18 protein-coding genes are annotated in these 17,702 nt (G+C 66.6%); 6 read left to right on the top strand and 12 right to left on the bottom strand.

The window, feature by feature from the left end:
• On the bottom strand, positions 1-609 hold the full coding sequence (locus ON40_RS43980; RefSeq protein ID WP_051194519.1) for a PadR family transcriptional regulator: 609 nt from the start codon (positions 607-609) through the stop codon (positions 1-3).
• A 206-nt stretch (positions 610-815) separates the two neighbouring features.
• Positions 816-1,457, bottom strand: a complete 642-nt coding sequence (locus ON40_RS43985) for a TetR family transcriptional regulator (protein WP_051194520.1) — start codon at positions 1,455-1,457, stop codon at positions 816-818.
• Between the two features lie 161 nt (positions 1,458-1,618).
• Here ON40_RS43985 and ON40_RS43990 point away from each other — a divergent pair, with 161 nt between their 5' ends.
• The 3 genes from ON40_RS43990 to ON40_RS44000 are packed head-to-tail and all read left to right on the top strand — an operon-like array spanning position 1,619 to position 4,233.
• Positions 1,619-2,728 carry a ferredoxin reductase gene (locus tag ON40_RS43990; protein WP_051194521.1) on the top strand — a complete coding sequence of 370 codons (1,110 nt, stop codon included), beginning with the start codon at positions 1,619-1,621 and terminating at the stop codon, positions 2,726-2,728.
• Between the two features lie 12 nt (positions 2,729-2,740).
• Positions 2,741-3,916: a fatty acid desaturase family protein gene (locus ON40_RS43995; protein WP_051194522.1), complete on the top strand. Its 1,176-nt coding sequence runs from the start codon at positions 2,741-2,743 to the stop codon at positions 3,914-3,916.
• Positions 3,913-4,233, top strand: a complete 321-nt coding sequence (locus ON40_RS44000; protein ID WP_040831722.1) for a hypothetical protein — start codon at positions 3,913-3,915, stop codon at positions 4,231-4,233. The genes ON40_RS43995 and ON40_RS44000 overlap by 4 nt, the downstream gene beginning before the upstream one ends.
• A 52-nt stretch (positions 4,234-4,285) precedes the next feature.
• On the opposite strand, the gene ON40_RS44005 is transcribed toward ON40_RS44000, so the two are convergent.
• Positions 4,286-4,828: a DUF4254 domain-containing protein gene (locus ON40_RS44005; protein ID WP_051194523.1), complete on the bottom strand. Its 543-nt coding sequence runs from the start codon at positions 4,826-4,828 to the stop codon at positions 4,286-4,288.
• Positions 4,829-5,214: 386 nt separating this feature from the next.
• Here ON40_RS44005 and ON40_RS44010 point away from each other — a divergent pair, with 386 nt between their 5' ends.
• The gene (locus ON40_RS44010) at positions 5,215-5,535 is read left to right on the top strand and encodes a hypothetical protein (RefSeq protein WP_040831836.1); all 321 of its coding nucleotides are present in this window, start codon (positions 5,215-5,217) and stop codon (positions 5,533-5,535) included.
• A 397-nt stretch (positions 5,536-5,932) separates the two neighbouring features.
• On the opposite strand, the gene ON40_RS44015 is transcribed toward ON40_RS44010, so the two are convergent.
• Genes ON40_RS44015 through ON40_RS44030 form a run of 4 tightly spaced genes read right to left on the bottom strand, consistent with a single transcriptional unit; the run spans position 5,933 to position 10,017 of the window.
• Positions 5,933-6,562, bottom strand: coding sequence for a GTP-binding protein (locus ON40_RS44015; RefSeq protein WP_373282083.1), 630 nt, complete (start codon positions 6,560-6,562; stop codon positions 5,933-5,935).
• Positions 6,543-6,959 (bottom strand): DUF742 domain-containing protein, encoded by a 417-nt coding sequence (locus ON40_RS44020; RefSeq protein ID WP_040831724.1) that lies wholly within the window; start codon positions 6,957-6,959, stop codon positions 6,543-6,545. Before ON40_RS44020 ends, ON40_RS44015 begins: the two co-directional genes overlap by 20 nt.
• Positions 6,956-7,384 carry a roadblock/LC7 domain-containing protein gene (locus ON40_RS44025; protein WP_040831726.1) on the bottom strand — a complete coding sequence of 143 codons (429 nt, stop codon included), beginning with the start codon at positions 7,382-7,384 and terminating at the stop codon, positions 6,956-6,958. The genes ON40_RS44020 and ON40_RS44025 overlap by 4 nt, the downstream gene beginning before the upstream one ends.
• Positions 7,381-10,017, bottom strand: a complete 2,637-nt coding sequence (locus tag ON40_RS44030) for a sensor histidine kinase (RefSeq protein ID WP_157186814.1) — start codon at positions 10,015-10,017, stop codon at positions 7,381-7,383. The genes ON40_RS44025 and ON40_RS44030 overlap by 4 nt, the downstream gene beginning before the upstream one ends.
• Before the next feature lie 261 nt (positions 10,018-10,278).
• Here ON40_RS44030 and ON40_RS44035 point away from each other — a divergent pair, with 261 nt between their 5' ends.
• Positions 10,279-11,106: a DUF4389 domain-containing protein gene (locus ON40_RS44035; protein ID WP_063713223.1), complete on the top strand. Its 828-nt coding sequence runs from the start codon at positions 10,279-10,281 to the stop codon at positions 11,104-11,106.
• Between the two features lie 33 nt (positions 11,107-11,139).
• Here the strand turns inward: ON40_RS44035 and ON40_RS44040 are convergent, their stop codons facing one another.
• The 5 genes from ON40_RS44040 to ON40_RS44060 all read right to left on the bottom strand — a co-directional run bounded on the left by ON40_RS44040 (position 11,140) and on the right by ON40_RS44060 (position 16,333).
• Positions 11,140-12,366, bottom strand: a complete 1,227-nt coding sequence (locus ON40_RS44040) for an ABC transporter ATP-binding protein (RefSeq protein ID WP_245568261.1) — start codon at positions 12,364-12,366, stop codon at positions 11,140-11,142.
• 2 nt (positions 12,367-12,368) lie between these two features.
• Positions 12,369-13,202 (bottom strand): ABC transporter permease, encoded by an 834-nt coding sequence (locus ON40_RS44045; RefSeq protein WP_040831727.1) that lies wholly within the window; start codon positions 13,200-13,202, stop codon positions 12,369-12,371.
• Complete coding sequence (locus ON40_RS44050) at positions 13,195-14,001, bottom strand: ABC transporter permease (RefSeq protein WP_245568262.1); 807 nt, start codon at positions 13,999-14,001, stop codon at positions 13,195-13,197. The genes ON40_RS44045 and ON40_RS44050 overlap by 8 nt, the downstream gene beginning before the upstream one ends.
• A 65-nt stretch (positions 14,002-14,066) precedes the next feature.
• Complete coding sequence (locus ON40_RS44055) at positions 14,067-15,692, bottom strand: MDR family MFS transporter (RefSeq protein WP_051194525.1); 1,626 nt, start codon at positions 15,690-15,692, stop codon at positions 14,067-14,069.
• The gene (locus ON40_RS44060) at positions 15,689-16,333 is read right to left on the bottom strand and encodes a TetR/AcrR family transcriptional regulator (RefSeq protein ID WP_051194526.1); all 645 of its coding nucleotides are present in this window, start codon (positions 16,331-16,333) and stop codon (positions 15,689-15,691) included. The genes ON40_RS44055 and ON40_RS44060 overlap by 4 nt, the downstream gene beginning before the upstream one ends.
• A gap of 243 nt (positions 16,334-16,576) precedes the next feature.
• Here ON40_RS44060 and ON40_RS44065 point away from each other — a divergent pair, with 243 nt between their 5' ends.
• Positions 16,577-17,701, top strand: a complete 1,125-nt coding sequence (locus ON40_RS44065; RefSeq protein WP_040831730.1) for a sugar ABC transporter substrate-binding protein — start codon at positions 16,577-16,579, stop codon at positions 17,699-17,701.
• The last annotated feature ends 1 nt before the right edge of the window (position 17,702 follow it).

Consider the following 17,702-nt stretch of genomic DNA (forward strand, 5'->3'; position numbering starts at 1 on the left):
TCACCTTTCGGAGACGGAATCCTGTTGTAGCACCGCGGAATTCGGGCTGTTCCGCGGATTCGGAGAGAGGCTGTGTACGAGTGCTTCCAGGACCTCGTCGCACCATTCGACGAAGCCCGTCTCCACCCGGATACCGCCGCGCAGCACCAGATACTGGTGCAGGGCGGGGCCGGTGAGTTGTGCGGGCGCGGGGAAATCGCGCTTCTCGATCTGCCGGTACAGCTCGAGCCGTCCGGCGTGATTGTCGCGGTGCCGGGCGATCTCGGTGCACAGTGCGGGCAGGTCGCCGTGCGCGGCGGCGCGGATCTTGATGCCGAGTTCGCTGCGCTGGAAGGCGGCGTCGTCCTCGGTGGGCGCGGAGATCCAGCGGGACAGTTCGGCGTGGCCGCTGGGACCGACGGTGTAGACCTTCTTGTCGGGGCGGCCTTCCTGGGGGACGGTCTCGCCGACGACCCAGCCGCGCTCCTCCATGCGTTTGAGGACGCGATAGATCTGTTGATGTGTCGCGTTCCAGAAGAAGCCGATGGATTTGTCGAATCGGCGCGCCAGCTCATAGCCCGAACCGGCTCGCTCGGTCAGCGACACCAGCAGCGCATGCTCGAGGGCCATGCGGCGAGACTAATTGATACTCTCCGTACTATGCAACTCGGTGCATATACCCATTCCGTTCCGAATTATCGATCCGTACGGTACCGTCGGGCTCGGTGCTCGGAGCACCGTCTTGGATACGGGAAGGGCGCCTCGCGATCCCGGGAGGCTCGCGGGGCGTTCTTCTGTATCACGGAAAGTCGAAATTCATTGGCCGCCACTGCGGCTCATCGCGAGGGCGTCGAGCGCCACTGGGCCATGCCCAGGGCGATCAGGCGGACCTGGCGAACGGTGCGTTCCACCAATTCCGGGCGTTCGCGGGGTAGGGCGGCGACGTAATCGGCGATATGGCTGGCGACCGTCGAGACGATCAGGTCCGCGGCCAGCTCCAGATCCTCCGGAGACCAGCTGTCCAGGGCGCGCAGACGCGAGAGGTCCACGACCAATTCCCTGGTGATGAGTTGCATTTCGATCGCGATGGCGCTGCGCAGGGCCGCCGATCCGCCGTGCCGCTCGCGGATCAGGAATCCGTACAGCGCATCGCGCCCGGCGATCTGGGTGAACACGAAACGCACCGTCTCGGCCAGCCGCGCGTCCGGGGTGCGGCGCAAATCCCGCAGGGCCAAACGCAATTGGCGTACACCCTCGTCGACGAGGGTGGTGCCCAGCTCGTCCAGTGAGCCGAAGTGCCGGTAGAACGCGGTCGGCACGATGCCGGCCGAGCGCGCGACCTCGCGCAGGCTCAGAGCGGCGAAGCCTCGCTCGGCGGCGAGTGCCAAGGTGCCCTCCAGCAGTGCCTGCCGGGTGCGTTCCTTGCGCTCACCTCGGGTTTCGGCCTGCTCAATCCGCTCGCTCACGTCGGTGAGCATACATCCGTTCACGATACGTCCATTCCTCAGGATGTTGCCGCGGTCACACGACCTGCTGGTTGAACTTCTGTACCCATCCGGGGCACACTTGGTCAGTGTACAGATGTGCACCGAAAAATTGGTGGCACTACCACCCCGATGAACAGCAGTGGGAGATCGCAATGGCAGGACTCGTCGATCTGGTCCAGACGTTGACAACGCCGCATGCCCTCGATCGCTACCTGGAGCTCGTGCGGCCGACGCTGACCGTGCGTGACATGCGCGCGGAGATCATCACGGTGCGTCGTGACACGCCCGGCTCGGTCACCCTGACGCTGCGGCCCACCCGGCAGTGGCGCGGCCATCTCGCGGGACAGTACGTGCAGATCGGCGTGCTGATCGACGGCGTCAAGCACACTCGGTGCTATTCGCCGATCGACGTGGAGGCCGGTTCTCAGCGGCGGCTGCAACTCACCGTCAAGGCGCATCCCGAGGGCCTGGTCTCACAGTATCTGCACCGGCACGCCGCACCCGGCATGGTCGTGGACCTGGCGCCCGCGGCGGGCGTGTTCACCCTGCCGCGGGTCCGTCCGGACAAGATCGTGCTGATCAGCGGCGGCAGCGGCATCACGCCGGTGCTGTCCATGCTGCGCACCCTGGATGCGGAGGGCTACCGCGGCCCGGTGGCCTTCCTGCACTACGCGCAGTCGCCGGAGGCGGTGCCGCATCGTGCCGAACTCGACGCGATCGCCGCGCGACGCACCAATTTCCGTATCGCGCTGTGCTATCCGGAACTGGACCTGTCCGAGGTGCTGCACGGTGCGCCGTGGAGCTGTGCGGCCAACCCGGTCTCCGGATTCTTCGGTCACGAGCAGCTCGAGCGGGTCGCGCCGTGGTTCGCCACCGCCGAGACCTACGTCTGCGGCCCGGCTCCGCTGATGCACTCGGTCCGCGAGGTCTTCCGGGGCGAGCAGCTCGAACATCGGCTGCACTCCGAGGAATTCACACTCGCCGCCGCACCGGTCGATCCGCAACAGGTCACCGGGACCACCACCTTCTCCGCCAGCGGCACGGAGGCACGCAACACCGGCGAGACCCTCCTCGATCAGGCCGAATCGGCCGGTCTCACACCGGAATACGGCTGCCGGATGGGAATCTGCTTCTCCTGCACCTCGATCAAGCGCTCGGGCTGCACCCGCAACCTGCGCACCGGGGAGCTCGACAGCGATCCCGACCAGCCGATCCAGCTCTGCATCAACGCCGCCGTGGGCGACGTGGACATCGACATCTGAGAGGGGAACGACATGGCAATTCTCACCGAAACCAAGGACGGCCCGCTGGTCCTGAGCCCGGAGCAGGTCGAGGAGATCGGCCGCGCGCTCGACGAGTTGCGCGAGCGCATCACGGCCGATCTGGGCGAGAAGGACCGCGAGTACATCTACTCGATCATCAAGGCGCAGCGCGGATTCGAGATCGCCGGTCGCGGCCTGATGTATCTGGGCTTCCTGCCGCCGTTCTGGCTGGCGGGCGTGGCGGCGCTGAGCCTGTCCAAGATTCTGGACAATATGGAGATCGGCCACAACGTCATGCACGGCCAGTGGGACTGGATGCGTGAGCCGGGGCTGAATTCCCGTGTGTTCGAATGGGATACGGTCTGCCCGGCCGATCAGTGGAAGCATTCGCACAACTACATGCACCACACCTACACCAACATCCACGGCCGGGACCGCGACATCGGTTACGGCGTCCTGCGCATCGACGAGGCCCAGGAGTGGAATCCGTACTACCTGGGCAACCCGGTCTACGCGTTCGCGCTGATGATGCTCTTCGAATGGGGCGTCATGATGCACGACCTCGAGGCGGACAACATCATCAAGGGCAAGCGCTCCTGGTCCGATGTGAAACGCCTGCTCGGGGGGCAGTGGCGCAAGGCCGGCAAGCAGGTGCTCAAGGACTACGTGGCGTTCCCGCTGCTGTCCGGGCCGCTGTTCCTGTCCACGCTGGCCGGGAACGTCACGGCCAATCTGGTGCGCAACGTGTGGGCGTACTCGATCATCTTCTGCGGGCACTTCCCCTCCGGCGTACAGACGTTCACCGAGGAGGAGACCGCCCAGGAGTCTCGCGGTGAGTGGTACGTGCGGCAGATGCTGGGCTCGGCCAACATCACCGGCAGCAAGCTGTTCCACATCCTGTCCGGCAATCTGTCGCATCAGATCGAACACCACCTGTTCCCGGACCTGCCCGCCAACCGGTATCCGGAGATCGCGCCCGAGGTTCGCGCCCTGTGCGAGAAGTACGGGCTGCCCTACAACACCGGTCCGCTGAGCCGCCAGATCGGTTCGGTGTGGGGCAAGATCTTCCGCCTGGCCCTGCCGCCCGCGCTCGCCGGGAAGGCCGCCCAGCCCGGTGTTATCGTGATGCGCAGCAGCTCGAGCACCAACGAGCGACAGCCGGATCCGAGCGAAGCGGGCGTTGAATGATCGGAAAATTCGAGAGCAACAAGGATCTGATCCAGGAGCTGACCCAGTCCGGGGCGCGGCACGTCGGCAATATCGCCTCGATCATCACCGGCACGGTGTCGGAGGTGACCCGCGAGATCGGCGACTGGATCACCGACACGATCGAGATGCGCGAGGCGGCCGCGGCCGCGGAACGCGATCGGGAGGCCGCGGCGCGGGTGAACGCGGGCCGGGAGGAGCCGGACGTTCTCATCGACGATCCTGCGCCCAGTGCACGGGTGTCCGCCGACCAGCCGTACATCGACGCGGACGTCGAGATCGTCGATCCGGAGCGCTGAGCCGCTGCGGTGATGCCGAGGGCGGCCGTCGCGCCGCCGGGCGGCATCGCGCTCAGAACACCGGCAGCCGGCGTCGTCGTTCGGCGACGTCGGTGATCAGATCCTTGTAACCATCGGTGAGTTCGGCCAGACGCACCCAGTGCAGGTGGGCCTCGAGGTCCGCCTCCCGGGGGTGCGGGCCGGACTCGCCGTCGGCTCGAAGCAGGCCCAGAGCATCCTGGGCCGCAACCCATTTCGCCGCCAGACGGTCGATCACCGCACCCAGGGTCTCGGTGTGCAGGGTCGCGCCGGTGCGGTGCGGGATCGTTTCGGCCACCCAGATATCTATTCCCGCAACGAGTTTCGCTCGCTCGGAGTCGATTGCCCCGACCGTTCGGCTGCAGTGTGCCAGCCGGTCGCTGTCGATACCGCGCGTGTGCGCCGTGGCCATCGCCTGATGTCGTCGTTCGTGGCAGTCCACCAGCGCGTGTGCGGCCCGGAGCACGGCGTGTGGGCGCACCTGCCGGTCCGCCGGGGTGTGAAAGGCTCGCAGCAGTTCCGGCGCCGTCGGCAGCTCGCCGAAACCGTTACGGGCACCGGCATATTCGGTCGCCATGGCATTCCCGACCTCACATCCGATATCGGATCGTGTTTACGCCGCGCCGAAAATTCCGAGTGGCAACACTCGTGGATCCGGCGCAGTCCCTTTCCCGGACAACGCAGTCCGCCACGGAACGCGCGGCGGGAGCCGGGTAATCCGCGTCGATGCGATGGAGTGAGTCCAGGAAAGGGGACTCTTTCAGGAAAGCGCGCGCGAACACGGTGCGCAACCGTCGCTGCCCCCAATGGTGGAAGCTGCCGGGTAATCGTTATACACAATCACGACAGGGTCACATGATCGCGAAGATCGGTGCTCCGCCGGTCCGGCGCGACTCGCCGGCGGCAACCGTACAGCGAGCCTGGTCGCGTGGGTGCTTCGGCCCTTCCGTAACCTGGTATTTCGTGTCCGCCTATGTGTCCTCACCGGAGTTGACCTTCGGCTTCCTGTTCGCGCTGGAAGATCCGGAGCGAATCGCAGAGGTGGTCCGGCAGCTCATGGAACGTCAGGTGGTCTCGGTCTTCCGGATGGCTCCGATGTCCGGGGCCGACGGTCCGCCCGAACGCTACGTCGTCAATTGGGCGGCCATCCCGCAGATCGCGATCACCACCGCCGCACCGGAAGTCGATGAGTTGCTGGAGCGCCGGACGATGCTGATCAACGCATTCCTGAGTGAGAGCGGTGAGATCAGTCTGTACTCCGCGGAGGGTAAAACGCCGAGGTAGCTGCGGTAGTAGATGTGACATGCATCGCCCGCATCCGGTCCCGCGTTACGGTGATCTTAAACATGGTCGCTTCTTATTGTTCTCACAGTTATGGGACAGCGAGCTCTTAAAACGGCCCGCCAGGGTGGACCTGGTCGTTGGTCCAACAAGGACCGACGGCAGTTCATGTCCCAGACAGAGAGGTTGACCTCCATGATTCCGGTCATCATCGACACCGGTTCCGCCGCCCTCCACGGCCTGCTCGGCACCGGTAGCGCAGCTGCTCACGGCATTCTGAGCACCCTGTGGACCGGCTCGTTCGGCGGCTGACCGAACCGTCACGTCGCACCCGAGAGGGTGCTCGAATCCGCCCCGGCCTCGCGAGGCCGGGGCGGATTCATGTCCGGAGGGTCTCGGGTCAGCTCGCCCGGACCGAATGTGCGGCCAGCCGCGCGGCCAGTACCTGCTCGAGCAGGACCACCAGAACCTGCTTGACCGACTCGCGATCGCGGGCGTCGCATTCGACCAGCGGCACCGCCTCGCGCACCCCCAGCGCCTCGCGCACCTCGGCCAGTTCGAACCGGGCGCCCTCGGCGAAACGGTTGACCGCCACCACGAAGGGGGTGTCGTGCTGTTCGAAGAAGTCCAGCACCGGATAGCAGTCCTGGATCCGGGCGGTGTCGACCAGGATCACCCCGCCGAGCGCGCCGTCGAGCAGGTCGTCCCAGAGGAATTCGAACCGCTCCTGGCCCGGCGTGCCGAACAGGTACAGCACCAGCGATCGGTCCAGGGTGATGCGGCCGAAGTCCATCGCCACGGTCGTGGTCGTCTTCTCGGTGCGCAGGCCCGGATCGTCCACGCCCACCGAGACTTCCGTCATCGCCGCCTCGGTGGACAGCGGCTCGATCTCGGAGATGGCGCCGATGAATGTGGTCTTGCCGACCCCGAATCCGCCACTGACCACGATCTTGACCGAGAAGGCCGTCGGTTCCGGCGGGGTGGTGGCGAGCTCCGGGGGGTTGCGAAACTCAGAGTGCCCGAACAAGATCCCTGATCCTCTCGATGACTGCGGTGGAAATTTCCTGGTCCTGGGCCACCGACGCATGTCCGGCGGCCACCAGATCGCCGACCACGACCCGGGCCACACCGATCGGAACGTGTAGTGCGGCAGCGATTTCCGCGATCGACTGCGGCTGCTGGCACAACCGTACGACAGTTCGGAGTTCGAAGCGTAGCGGGGCCGACAGTGCCTCGGGTGCGGCGTGGACCAGGGTTTCGATGCGCAGTCCCTCGATCATCGGGGTGGTCCGGCCACCGGTCATCAGGAACGGGCGCACCACGGGCTCGGGATCCGATGGCCCCGCGGGTGCGCCGAGCTCGGGGCCATCGGGTGAGTGCTGGGCCGGGGCGATCGGAGGATCGGGCGCCCGGTGCTGACCGGTCATCTGCGTAGCGACTCTCGCAACTCGCTGATCAGTGCCGGTGTGAGCAGTGACCCGGCCCGCTCGGCGAGCACGGCCATCTGGTAGCCGACCAGGCCGATATCGCTGTCGCTGTCGGCGATCACGCCGATGCAGCTGCCGTCGGCAACCGCCGAGATGAGCAGGAAACCGCGCCGCATCTCGATCATGATCAGTTTGAGTCCGTCGAAATCATAACTGCGCGAAGCGCTTCGGGACAGGCTCACCAGACCTGACACCATCGCGGCCAGACGATCCGCCCCGGCGCGGTCCAGTCCGTCCGACATCGCCATGAGCAATCCGTCCGAGGACACCGCCACGGTGTCGCGGACGCCGTCGGTGGTACGCACGAAATCGGCGAGCAGCCAGTTGAAGGTGTGCGGACCGGAATCCGGCAGTTGTGTGGTCACCGGGTTTCCTCCTGTGCAATCGATGCCGGAACCGCTGGGGCCTCGTCCAGCAGGCCGCGTCGGTGGCCCGCGCGGAAGCTGGTGAGCATCCCGCGAACCTGCTCGGGTGAGCGATCGACGGCGGGCGCCGCCGGAGGCCCGGACGAACCGACCACGGGGGCTGGTGCGGTCGTGCCGGGAATCTTCTTGGCGCGCTTGACGAGACCGTTTCGGGTCCGTTGCACCTCGGGGTCGGGTGCGGCATCAGTGTAGTGAACTCCGTTGGAGTCCGAAGCAGGTGCCGTATCTTTCGGCCCGCCGAGCTGATGACGTTGCGCGGCAGTGGTGTTCAGCAACTTCTTCAGCGGGCCCGCCGGCAGCGTGGGGAACGGGTCCGGACGATCGCCGAGTTCGACGGCGTCGGGATTCAGCGCGGGCCGTTCCGGCTGCTCACGGCCCCGCCCGGAACCTTCGGGGAGTTCGCGCCGGGCCTTGGAGTGCGCGGGCGTCGCGGGCCAGCCCGGAACGTCGAATCCGCTGTATCCGTCGGGCTGCGGCCCGGTCGGTGCGGCCGCGGGGATCGCGGCGGCCGTGCGGCCCGGCGTGAGTTCGGCCAGATCCTGTGCGACCGGCTCCAGTGCGGGCAGCCGCTCGGCGGGCGGCAGCGACACGGTGGTCCAGACCGGTTGTGCCGGTTCGAGTTTGCGGGCGGCGGCCAGCGCGACGTCGCTGCCGATCAGGGTGGTGGGCAACAGGATCCGCGCGGCCACGCCACTGATCGGTGACGCGGTCAGTTCGACCTCGATGCCCAGGCGCTTGGCCAGCCGCCCGACGACGTAGTGCCCCAGGAAACGCGTCGGTGCGACCAGGAAGTCCGCGTCGCCGCGCAGTCGCGCATTGGCGGCGGCCAACTGGTCCTCCGGCAGGCCGATCCCGTGGTCGACCACCGCCAGCATGTACTGCTGGCCCAGGCGACGACCGTAGATCTCGACCTCGACATCCGGTGGGGAGAAGGCCAATCCGTTCTCGATCAGCTCGGCCAGCATGTGCGCCAGTTCGCTCACCGCCGACCCGGAGATCGACACGTCATCGATGCGGCGCAGCACGACGCGGCGGTAGTCCTCGACCTCCGAGAGCGCGGCCCGGATGACGTCGGTGAGCGGGATCGGCTCACTCCAGCGCCGCGGGCTCGCCGCGCCGACCAGCACCAGCAGGCTCTCGGCGTTGCGGCGCATGCGGGTGGCCAGATGGTCGAGCTGGAACATGTTCGACAGCGTCTTGGGGTCGAGTTCCTCGCGTTCGAACTCGCTGATCAGCCCGAGCTGGCGGCGCAGCAGATTCTGGTTGCGCCGCCCGAGGTTGCCCAGCGATTCGGTGATGTTGCGGCGCAACAGCGCCTGCGCCGAGGCGAGTTCGAAGGCGGTGGTCTGCAACCGGTCGAATGCCTCTGCGACCGAGACGATTTCGTTACTCGCGTTATGCGGCGTGCGTACCGGTTCGGGCGGATCGGGGTCGCTGGCGTCCTCCTGCTGCCAGGCGGCGATCAGCGCGGGCAGGCGCTGGGCGGCCACTTCGTCGGCCTCGCGAGCCAGCGCCGCGAGCGGGCGCACGATGGCCCGCACACCCGTGACCACCAGTGCCACCAGGATCAGCAGCGCCACCAAGGCGGCGGCGGTGTAGGCGATCAGCGTGATCTCGGAGATGCGGCGCAGATCCTGGGCGCGATGCTGGATGTCCGCGCCGATGGACCGTTGCACATCGCGTTCGGCGTCGATCACCGTCGAGGTCTGCGTCCACCACTGTCCGGGCTGCACGAGTTCGGCGAGCTGACCGTCCTGCGCGGCGGCGGCGACCGCCAGCGACAGCGCGGCCGCGGTCGCGTTCGGCGAGTGCATGGCGTTGTCCAGCAGGGCGCGCTGGCTCGCCGTGGCGTCGCGCGGAAATGCTGCCAGGGCAGCCTGTTTCGCCGCATCGATCTGCAGGAACTGCACGTACTCGCCCGGTTGGAAGGCGTTGGCGGCGAAGACGCCGGTCAGGAATCCGCGTTCCTGTCCGGTGAACTCCTTGACATCGCCCAGGGCGTACAGCGCCTGCAGACCGCGCCAGATCCGCGGATCGCTGGCTCGGTCCAGGCCGGGGCGGGTGCGGTCGAGCGCGGCGACGGCATTGGTGTAGAACGCGAACGCGTCGGCGCGGTCGATGCGTTGACCGTCCACCTCGGCTCGGGTGCTGCTCAGCGACGTCAATTGCGCCAGGGCCGTGCGGACTTCGGTGGTGCCGGGCGCGTCGGCGGTCAGCGTCGCGTTCAAGGCCAGCAGGGCCCGGTCGGTGGCCGGGCGTTGCGCGTCGAGCATCTGGCGCATCGCGGCGTCGCCGCCGAGCATACCGTTGGTGAGACCGCGTTCGCGCTGAATCTCGTGCACCAGATCCTGGACCGACAATGCCAGCGATACCGCGTGCACCGTATCTCCGCTGTCGCGGTAGGCGCGCACCTCGCTGGTGAGCACGACTCCCAGCAGCGCGAGCACCAGGACGACCGAAACCACGAGTACCCGGATCAGCTGCCCGCGGATGGTGCGGGGACGCAACAGCCTCGCCGCCGGGTTACGCCTTTTGTCGCCTTTCGGTGACAACCGCGCTCGACGGAATTGCACTTCCACTCCTCATTTCCCTCTCCGCGGCCCGGTGGCTCGAACGTCGCGGAGAATCAGAAGCAAGGTGTCACATGCGGATCGTTCGCGCAACACGAAGGCCCACCCGACCGGCCGATGTGACGCGCCGGGGCGGATCTGCGCGACGCGCCGAGTCGATGACACATCCACCCGGTAAATACGCATGAATGTGACCTGGCTGCGAAACAATTGACGGTGCCAGGGCTCGGCGGCGAGCCGGAAACGCCCGAGAGGAGCGTGGTCATGCAACCTGATACCCCCGTTTACCCGGTACGCGTCCGGGGTGATCTGGACCCGGCGCTGTCGCGCTGGCAATGGATCATCAAATGGATTCTCGCGATTCCGCATTACATTGTGCTGTTTTTCCTGTATATTGCCTACTTCGTGGTCACCGTGATCGCATTCTTCGCGATCCTGTTCACGGCTCGTTTTCCGCGCGGGCTATTCGATTTCAATGTCGGGGTGATGCGGTGGGGCTGGCGGGTCCGGTTCTACGCGCTCTCCCCGCTGGGCACCGATCGCTATCCGCCGTTCAGTCTGCGGTCGGACGAGAACTACCCGGCCGACCTCGACGTCGACTATCCCGAGCGGCTGAATCGCTGGCTGGTGCTGATCAAGTGGTGGTTGCTGGCGATTCCGCAGTATCTGATCGTCGCGGCGATCGCCGGTGGCGGCATGGGGTTCTGGGGCGGCGGGCATCACGGCCACCACGGCCATCACGGCCACATGCACACCATGGGCGGCGAGAGCTGGATCTCGCTGCTGACCATCCTGGTGCTCATCGCCGCGATCGGCCTGCTGTTCACCGGGAAGTACCCGCGCGGGCTGTTCGACTTCGTGATGGGCTTGGTGCGCTGGATAATCCGGGTGCGCGTGTACAGTTCGCTGATGCGTGACGAGTACCCGCCGTTCCGGTTGGATCAGGGCGCTCGCGAGCCCGGCGCTGCGGTGGCGGCTGTGTCCAGCCCGGCTCCAGAGCCCGGCCCCGCACCCGAGTCCGGCCCGGCGGCAGAGTCCGGCCCTGCGCCCGAGGCAGGGTCCAGCCCGGAGCCGGGATCCGAATCCTCCTGAGCCGCAGCACTATCGGGCGCGACACCTCGATAGTCAGTCGGCTTCGGCGGCCGAGTCGGGGCCCGGTCCCGAACTCGGCCTCGGATTCCCCTGAGCCGCAGCATTATCGGGTGTCGCGACCTGGTGGTCGGTATCCCCTCCGGCTCCTGCTGGACCGGGTGGAACCTCGCCGGAGGTGAGCGGTTCGATCTGCCGGTGCGCGTCCTCGTCGAGATTCGGCGGGGACGCGCTGCTGTGCGGGGACGTGTGCTCTGTGGAGTCCTGTTGCCGCATGAGGTCCCGCTTCTGCGCGAGGTCCTGCGATCGGTAGATGCGCCGCACCACATCCTCGATATCGGGTTCCTCGATGGACAGATCGCGCACCTCCGCCCGCGCCGAGACGGCGGTGAGCAGCTGTGCGGCCGTGACCACCTGGGGATCGAAGGCCAGTCGCTGCCGGATGCCGCCGCCCTCGCTGGCGATGAGCTGGGCCCCGGGCAGACCGGTGAGTTCGGGCGCGGGTACGGCCAGATCCACCACGAGCATCCGGCGCACCTGCACGGTGGCGGCCAGACCGGTGAGGGTGCCGTCGTAGACCAGGCGGCCGTGATCGACCACGAGCACCCGTTCGCACAGCCGCTCGATATCGCCCATGTCGTGCGTGGTCAGCAGCAGGGTGGTGCCGCGTTCGATGCGCTCGTAGGACAGGAAATCGCGTAATCGCTGTTTGGACAGCACATCCAGGCCGATGGTGGGCTCGTCCAGGATCAGCAGCTCGGGCGAATGCAGCAGTGCCGCAGCGATTTCCGCCCGCATGCGCTGGCCCAGGGACAGCTGCCGCACGGGCGTGTCGAGGGTGTGCGCCATCTCCAGCTGCTCGATCAGTTCGTGGATGCGTTTGCTCGCCCGATCCGGATCCAGCCGGTGGATGGCCGCCAGGATGGTGAACGATTCGCGCAGCGGCAGATCCCACCACAGTTGGGAACGTTGCCCGAAAACCACCCCGATGTGCCCGGCCAGCTCCCGGCGCTGGCGCACCGGTTCGAGACCGCAGGTGCGCACCGTCCCCGCGGTGGGCACCAGAATGCCGGTGAGCATCTTGATGGTGGTGGATTTGCCCGCGCCGTTGGCTCCGATATATCCCACCGCCGCACCGGGTTCGATGCGGAAGCTCATCCGGTCGACCGCGGTGATCACCTCGCGACGTCGTCGTCGCCACCGCCCCTCCTGCTTGCGATGGATGACGAATTCCCTTGTCAAATCGGTGATCTCGATGGACACAGTTATCCACCGCCTCCCTGATAGTGCCGTACTCCCGAGCGCCAGCACAGCAGTGCGATACCCCAGACCCACACTGCCGCAAGCGGACTCGCCCATGCCAGCCACGCGGGCAACCACTGCGGACCGGGCAGATCCAGCAGCGCGATCGTGGGCAGATAGGCGACGAAGGACACCGGCACCGTGAATCCGAACAGCAGCGTCATCGGATGGCCGAACACCGATGTGGGCTGCTGCGCGGCGAATGCCCCGCCGTAGGTGAAACTGTTGGTCAGCTCGGAGCCGTCGACGAGGAAGAACTGCAGACCGGCCGCGCAGACGAACAGCCCGGCGAAGATCGCCGTCCCGGACAGCAGCGATACCGTGACGAGCGTGAATGTCGCTGCGGTCCAGTGGATGTCGTCGGTGACGATACCGACCGCCAGCACCGACGCGGCCACGCCCGCGCGGGCCACCCGGCGCAGCGAGATGTCACTGGTGATCAGTTGCAGCAGCAGCGGCTGCGGGCGCAGGTGGAACGCGTCCAGGGTGCCCGCACGAATGTAGGTGGGCAGGGTGTCGGTGTGCCCGACCAGGATCTGGGCGAGCGAGAAGGCCAGGTTGGACAGGCCGAACAGCAGGAGCATCGCGTGCATGTCGAGCCCGCCCAGCACGCGCACGTTGTGGTAGATGACCCACACCTCGGCGAATTCCACCGCGCCGACCAGCAGCGAGGAGAGCATGTCGGCGGCGAAGGACAGCGGGTAGGAGCGCTGCGAGCGCATCCGGGAGCGCAGCACCGCACTGTAGGGGGTGAACCAGGTTCCCGATCTCCGGGCGGCGTCGAGTACTTCAGCCACCCTGCACCTCCAGCTTGTGACGCCCCGCGCGCAGCAGGATCCGGCCGAGGAGAACCGCGACAACTATCCAGAATAGCTGTACGACAAGGATTCCCAGCGCCTGAGAACCGACCGCTCGGCCCGATAACACGTCGATCGGCGCCTGCAGCAGAGCGGGGAACGGGGTGAGCTCGGCCAGGGTCCGCAACCATCCGGGAAACAGGTGCACCGGGACGAAGAGTCCGGCCAGGAAGGTCGCCACGATCTGGTAGAGCAGCCGGACTCCGCGGGTCTCCACCGCCCAGAATCCGGTGAGGCAGACCGCGAACAGCAGCAGGATCGAGATCGTCACTGCCAGGGCGACGCTCAGCGCGCCGAGCAGATACGGCCACGGACTGCGCGGCAGGGTGAGCTGGAAGGCCGCCAGCCCCACCACGACGCTCGGCGCACCGCGCAGCAGCAGGGTGCATCCGGCGCGTCCCAGATCGGTAGCCAGATAGGAGAGCTGGATGTCCACCGGGCGCAGGAAATCGATCGCGACATCACCGTTGCGAATGCGTTCGGCGATGTCCAGCGGCGGGCCCATGACGCCGAGCGCGCCGAGCAGCCCCTGCGACAGCCACACGTACGCGCCCATGGAATCGGCTGTGTAGCCACCCAATCCGGCACTGGCCCGGACCGCGGCGAGCATCACCGCGGCGCGGACCAGCCCGAACACCACATTGGTGACCATGCCCGCGAACATGGCGAGCCGATAGTGCCACTGCCGGAGGAACCCTGCTTCCGCCAGTCGCCAATAAACCCCTGGAATGGCGCGCACAACCATTCAACGTTACGGCCGCCCTCGGGTGTTACACAACACTGTGTAACACCCGAGGGTCGGGATCAGTGTTCGGTGACGAGTTTCGGGTCCTGTCGGGGATCCTCGGTGGAGTCGGTCGCGGTGGGCGATTCCTCCAGGACCGCTTCGCCGCGGGCGATCATGCCGGCCTCGTCGGACAGTTCCATGTGCGGGATGAACAGCGCCAGCACGAATGCCAGCACCGCACCGGGGATGATGTACCAGAATCCCGGAACCAGTGCGTGCACATACGCTCCGACGATCGCGTCGTGCAGGTCGGCGGGCAGGTGTTTGACTACCGACGGAACCAGGTTGCCCGGATTCAGGTGCGCCCCGGCGACTTCGGACATGTGCGAGGTGAACGCGTCGGTCAGTCCCGAGGTCAGCCGGTTGGTGAAGATCGAGCCGAAGATCGCGACGCCGATCGCGCCGCCCATTTCCCGGAAGTAGTTGTTGGCGCTGGTCGCGGTGCCGATCTGGCCGGGCTCCACGGCGTTCTGCACCACCAGCACGATGATCTGCATGATCAGGCCCAGGCCCGCGCCGATGACGAACAGCTGCGCACCGACCACCCACATCGAGGTCTGCGCGGTGAGCTGGGTCAGCCAGAGCATGCCCGCGATCATCAGCAGCGCGCCGATCGGCGGAAAGACCCGGTAGTGACCGGTTTTGGTGATAACGCCCATCGAGGAGATCAGCGTCAGCATCATGCCGACCATCATCGGGATCAGCAGCAGTCCGGAGACCGAGGCCGAAACACCGGTCGCCATCTGCAGATACGTCGGCAGGAACGCCAGCGCCGCGAACATCGTCAGGCCCACGATCAGCCCGATCGCGGAGGTCAGCACGAAGGTCCGGTTGCGGAACAGCCACAGCGGCAGCATCGGTTCCTGCGCCCGTGCCTCCACGGCCACGAACACACCGACCACGACGACCAGCGCCGCGATCATCGCCAGGATCGTCGCCGAACCCCACGCGTATTGCTTACCGCCCCAATCGGTGATCAGGATCAGCAGTGCGGTCGCGGACGACATCAGCACGGCGCCGAGGTAATCCGGCCGGGTCTCGGGCCGGTGGCTCGGAATCGTCAGGTATCGCGCGGCGATCACCAGGGCCGCCAGACCGATCGGCACGTTCAGCCAGAAGCACCACTGCCAGCCCAGGTGGTCGGCGAACAGACCGCCCAGCAATGGACCGGCAACCGAGGTGATACCGAAGATCGCACCCATCGGAGCCATGTACTTACCGCGATCCTTCGCGGGCACCACATCCGCGATGATGGCCTGCGCCAGGATCATCAGACCGCCGCCGCCCACGCCTTGCAGTCCGCGGAACACGACGAATTCCCAGAAGCCCGTGGACATCGCCGCGCCGATCGAGGCCGCGGTGAAGACCGCGATCGCGAACAGGAACAGCCAGCGCCGCCCGAACATGTCGCCGAACTTGCCGTAGATCGGCATCACGATCGTGGTGGCCAGCAGGTAGGACGTCGCGGTCCAGGCCATGTACTGGACGCCGCCGAGGTGGCCGACGATGGTGGGCATCGCCGTGCCGACGATCGTCTGATCCAGTCCGGCCAGGAACATGCCCGCGATCAGCGCGGAGAAGATCAGCCAGATTCTCTTCTGCGTCAAGACGATCGGTGGTGGCGTTGCGGCCGTGGTGGTCATCCCCGTCTCCTGTGGTCGGTGGTTTCGTGTGCAGGGGTGGGCGCGAACAGCCGGGCGGCCATGGCGCAGTAGTCGTGCAGGGCCGCGGTGAGCGGCCGGTCCGGGTGCTGACCGACGGCCATCGCCGCACGCATGGTCAGCGTGGACATCAATGCTGCTGTGAGCGAGGCGAATTCGGGCGCAAGAACATCGCCGACCCGTGCGCCCAGCAACTCCGCGACGGCGCTCTCGTGCTTCGCACCGGCGGCCACCAGGCCCGCGAGCACCCGCGGTTCGGTGCGGACGATCTCGCTCACCTGGGAAATATCCTCGAGAACTTCGGCGTCGAATCCGGCGGCGTACAGCTGGGCCAGATCCTCGATCAGCGACCCGGTCGGCCCGCCTGCGGTGAATTGCGCTCGCGCACTGGGAGTTCCGATCTCGCCGACCGGCCCGACCACGGCGTCGAGCTTGGTCTCGTAGTAGTTGAAGAACGTGCGCGGCGACACCCCGACCGCCTTGGCGACGTCCTCCACCGTCGTCGCGTCGAGCCCCCGCTCGAGCACCGATCGTCGCGCGGCCCGGCACAGGTCGAGCCGGGTCTGATGCTTCTTCTGCTCGCGCAGCCCGACGACGGGCGCCTCGTATTCGAACAGGGACATGCCGAAAAATTAACACAAACTGCAAAATTTCAGAAAGTGCAATTTATGTGAAGCGGATTACATCCATTGCGACGCGTGCTCGTGTCACCATGGATGGGGAGCGTGAGCTAAACCACACCGTTGCGCAATTGTGACCTCCGTCGCGGGTTTCGTGCCATATGTTGTTGCCTACAACATATGGCATTCGTCGCCCGGTCCTACCCGAGCCGGTGACGAGTGCCGTCGGCTCGAAAGGTTCACCTGATGAGGATGAAACAGTATGGGGCGGTGGCCGTCGCGCTCGCCGGCCTCCTGGCCCTCACCGCCTGCGGATCCAATTCCGCGAGCAGCGGCAGCAATTCCGCCAGCTCGGGCGGCAGTGGCGGAGGTAAGAACGGGACCGTCGGGGTGATCTTGCCGGAGACCGCCACCTCGGCCCGCTGGGAAGGTTTCGACCGTCCCATGCTGCAGAAGGCCCTGAGCGCACAGGGATTCGATTCCGATGTCGAGAACGCGCAGGGCGATGTGCAGAAGTTCAGCACACTGGCCGACGGCATGATCGCCAAGGGGGTGAAGGTTCTGGTCATCGCCTCGATCAACAGTGAGGTCGGCAACGCGGTCGCCAACAAGGCGCACAAGGCCGGGATCCCCACCATCGACTACGACCGGTTGAACCTGGGCGGCTCCTCGGACTACTACGTCTCCTTCGACAATGTGAAGGTCGGCGCGCTGCAGGGGCAGGATCTGGCCGACGCGCTCAAGGCCAAGCCGGGTGCGCAGGTCATCGAGGTCGAGGGTGCGCCCACCGACAACAACGCGACCCTGTTCCACCAGGGCCAGGAGCAGGTGCTCAAGCCGCTCTACGATTCCGGCGCGCTCAAACTCGTTGCCAGCCAGGCCATCGACGGCTGGGACAACCAGAAGGGCGGGCAGGTCTTCGAGCAGCTGCTCACCGGTAACGGCAACAAGATCGACGGCGTCGTCGCCGCCAACGACGGACTCGCCGGAGCGATCATCACGGTGCTCAAGAAGAACGGCCTCAACGCCAAGGTGCCGGTGACCGGTCAGGACGCGACCACCGACGGTCTGAAGGCGGTGCTGCGCGGTGATCAGTACATGACCGTGTTCAAGCCGATCGAGGAGGAGGCGAACTCCGCCGCCAAGCTCGCCGCGGCGCTGGCCAAGGGCGACAAGGCCGCCGCGGACGCGATCGCCACCGGCACGTCCCAGGATCCCAAGGGCAACCGGACCGTGAAATCGGTTCTGCTGGACCCGCAGTCGATCACCCGCGACCAGGTCAAGGTCGTCGTCGACAAGGGGTATGTCAAGGCGAGCGATCTGTGCTCGGGCGACGTGGCCTCGGTCTGCACCCAGCTCGGGATCTCCTGAC

Origin of the sequence: Nocardia jiangxiensis NBRC 101359 (assembly GCF_000308615.1) — a bacterium.
Taxonomy (GTDB): domain Bacteria; phylum Actinomycetota; class Actinomycetes; order Mycobacteriales; family Mycobacteriaceae; genus Nocardia; species Nocardia jiangxiensis.

Bases quoted from the DNA above. Each gene is read 5' to 3' on its own strand.
- ON40_RS43980 (WP_051194519.1), bottom strand. From the start codon at position 609: ATGGCCCTCGAGCATGCGCTGCTGGTGTCGCTGACCGAGCGAGCCGGT.
- ON40_RS43985 (WP_051194520.1), bottom strand. From the start codon at position 1,457: ATGCTCACCGACGTGAGCGAGCGGATTGAGCAGGCCGAAACCCGAGGT.
- ON40_RS43990 (WP_051194521.1), top strand. From the start codon at position 1,619: ATGGCAGGACTCGTCGATCTGGTCCAGACGTTGACAACGCCGCATGCC.
- ON40_RS43995 (WP_051194522.1), top strand. From the start codon at position 2,741: ATGGCAATTCTCACCGAAACCAAGGACGGCCCGCTGGTCCTGAGCCCG.
- ON40_RS44000 (WP_040831722.1), top strand. From the start codon at position 3,913: ATGATCGGAAAATTCGAGAGCAACAAGGATCTGATCCAGGAGCTGACC.
- ON40_RS44005 (WP_051194523.1), bottom strand. From the start codon at position 4,828: ATGGCGACCGAATATGCCGGTGCCCGTAACGGTTTCGGCGAGCTGCCG.
- ON40_RS44020 (WP_040831724.1), bottom strand. From the start codon at position 6,959: ATGACCGGTCAGCACCGGGCGCCCGATCCTCCGATCGCCCCGGCCCAG.
- ON40_RS44035 (WP_063713223.1), top strand. From the start codon at position 10,279: ATGCAACCTGATACCCCCGTTTACCCGGTACGCGTCCGGGGTGATCTG.
- ON40_RS44055 (WP_051194525.1), bottom strand. From the start codon at position 15,692: ATGACCACCACGGCCGCAACGCCACCACCGATCGTCTTGACGCAGAAG.
- ON40_RS44060 (WP_051194526.1), bottom strand. From the start codon at position 16,333: ATGTCCCTGTTCGAATACGAGGCGCCCGTCGTCGGGCTGCGCGAGCAG.
- ON40_RS44065 (WP_040831730.1), top strand. From the start codon at position 16,577: ATGAGGATGAAACAGTATGGGGCGGTGGCCGTCGCGCTCGCCGGCCTC.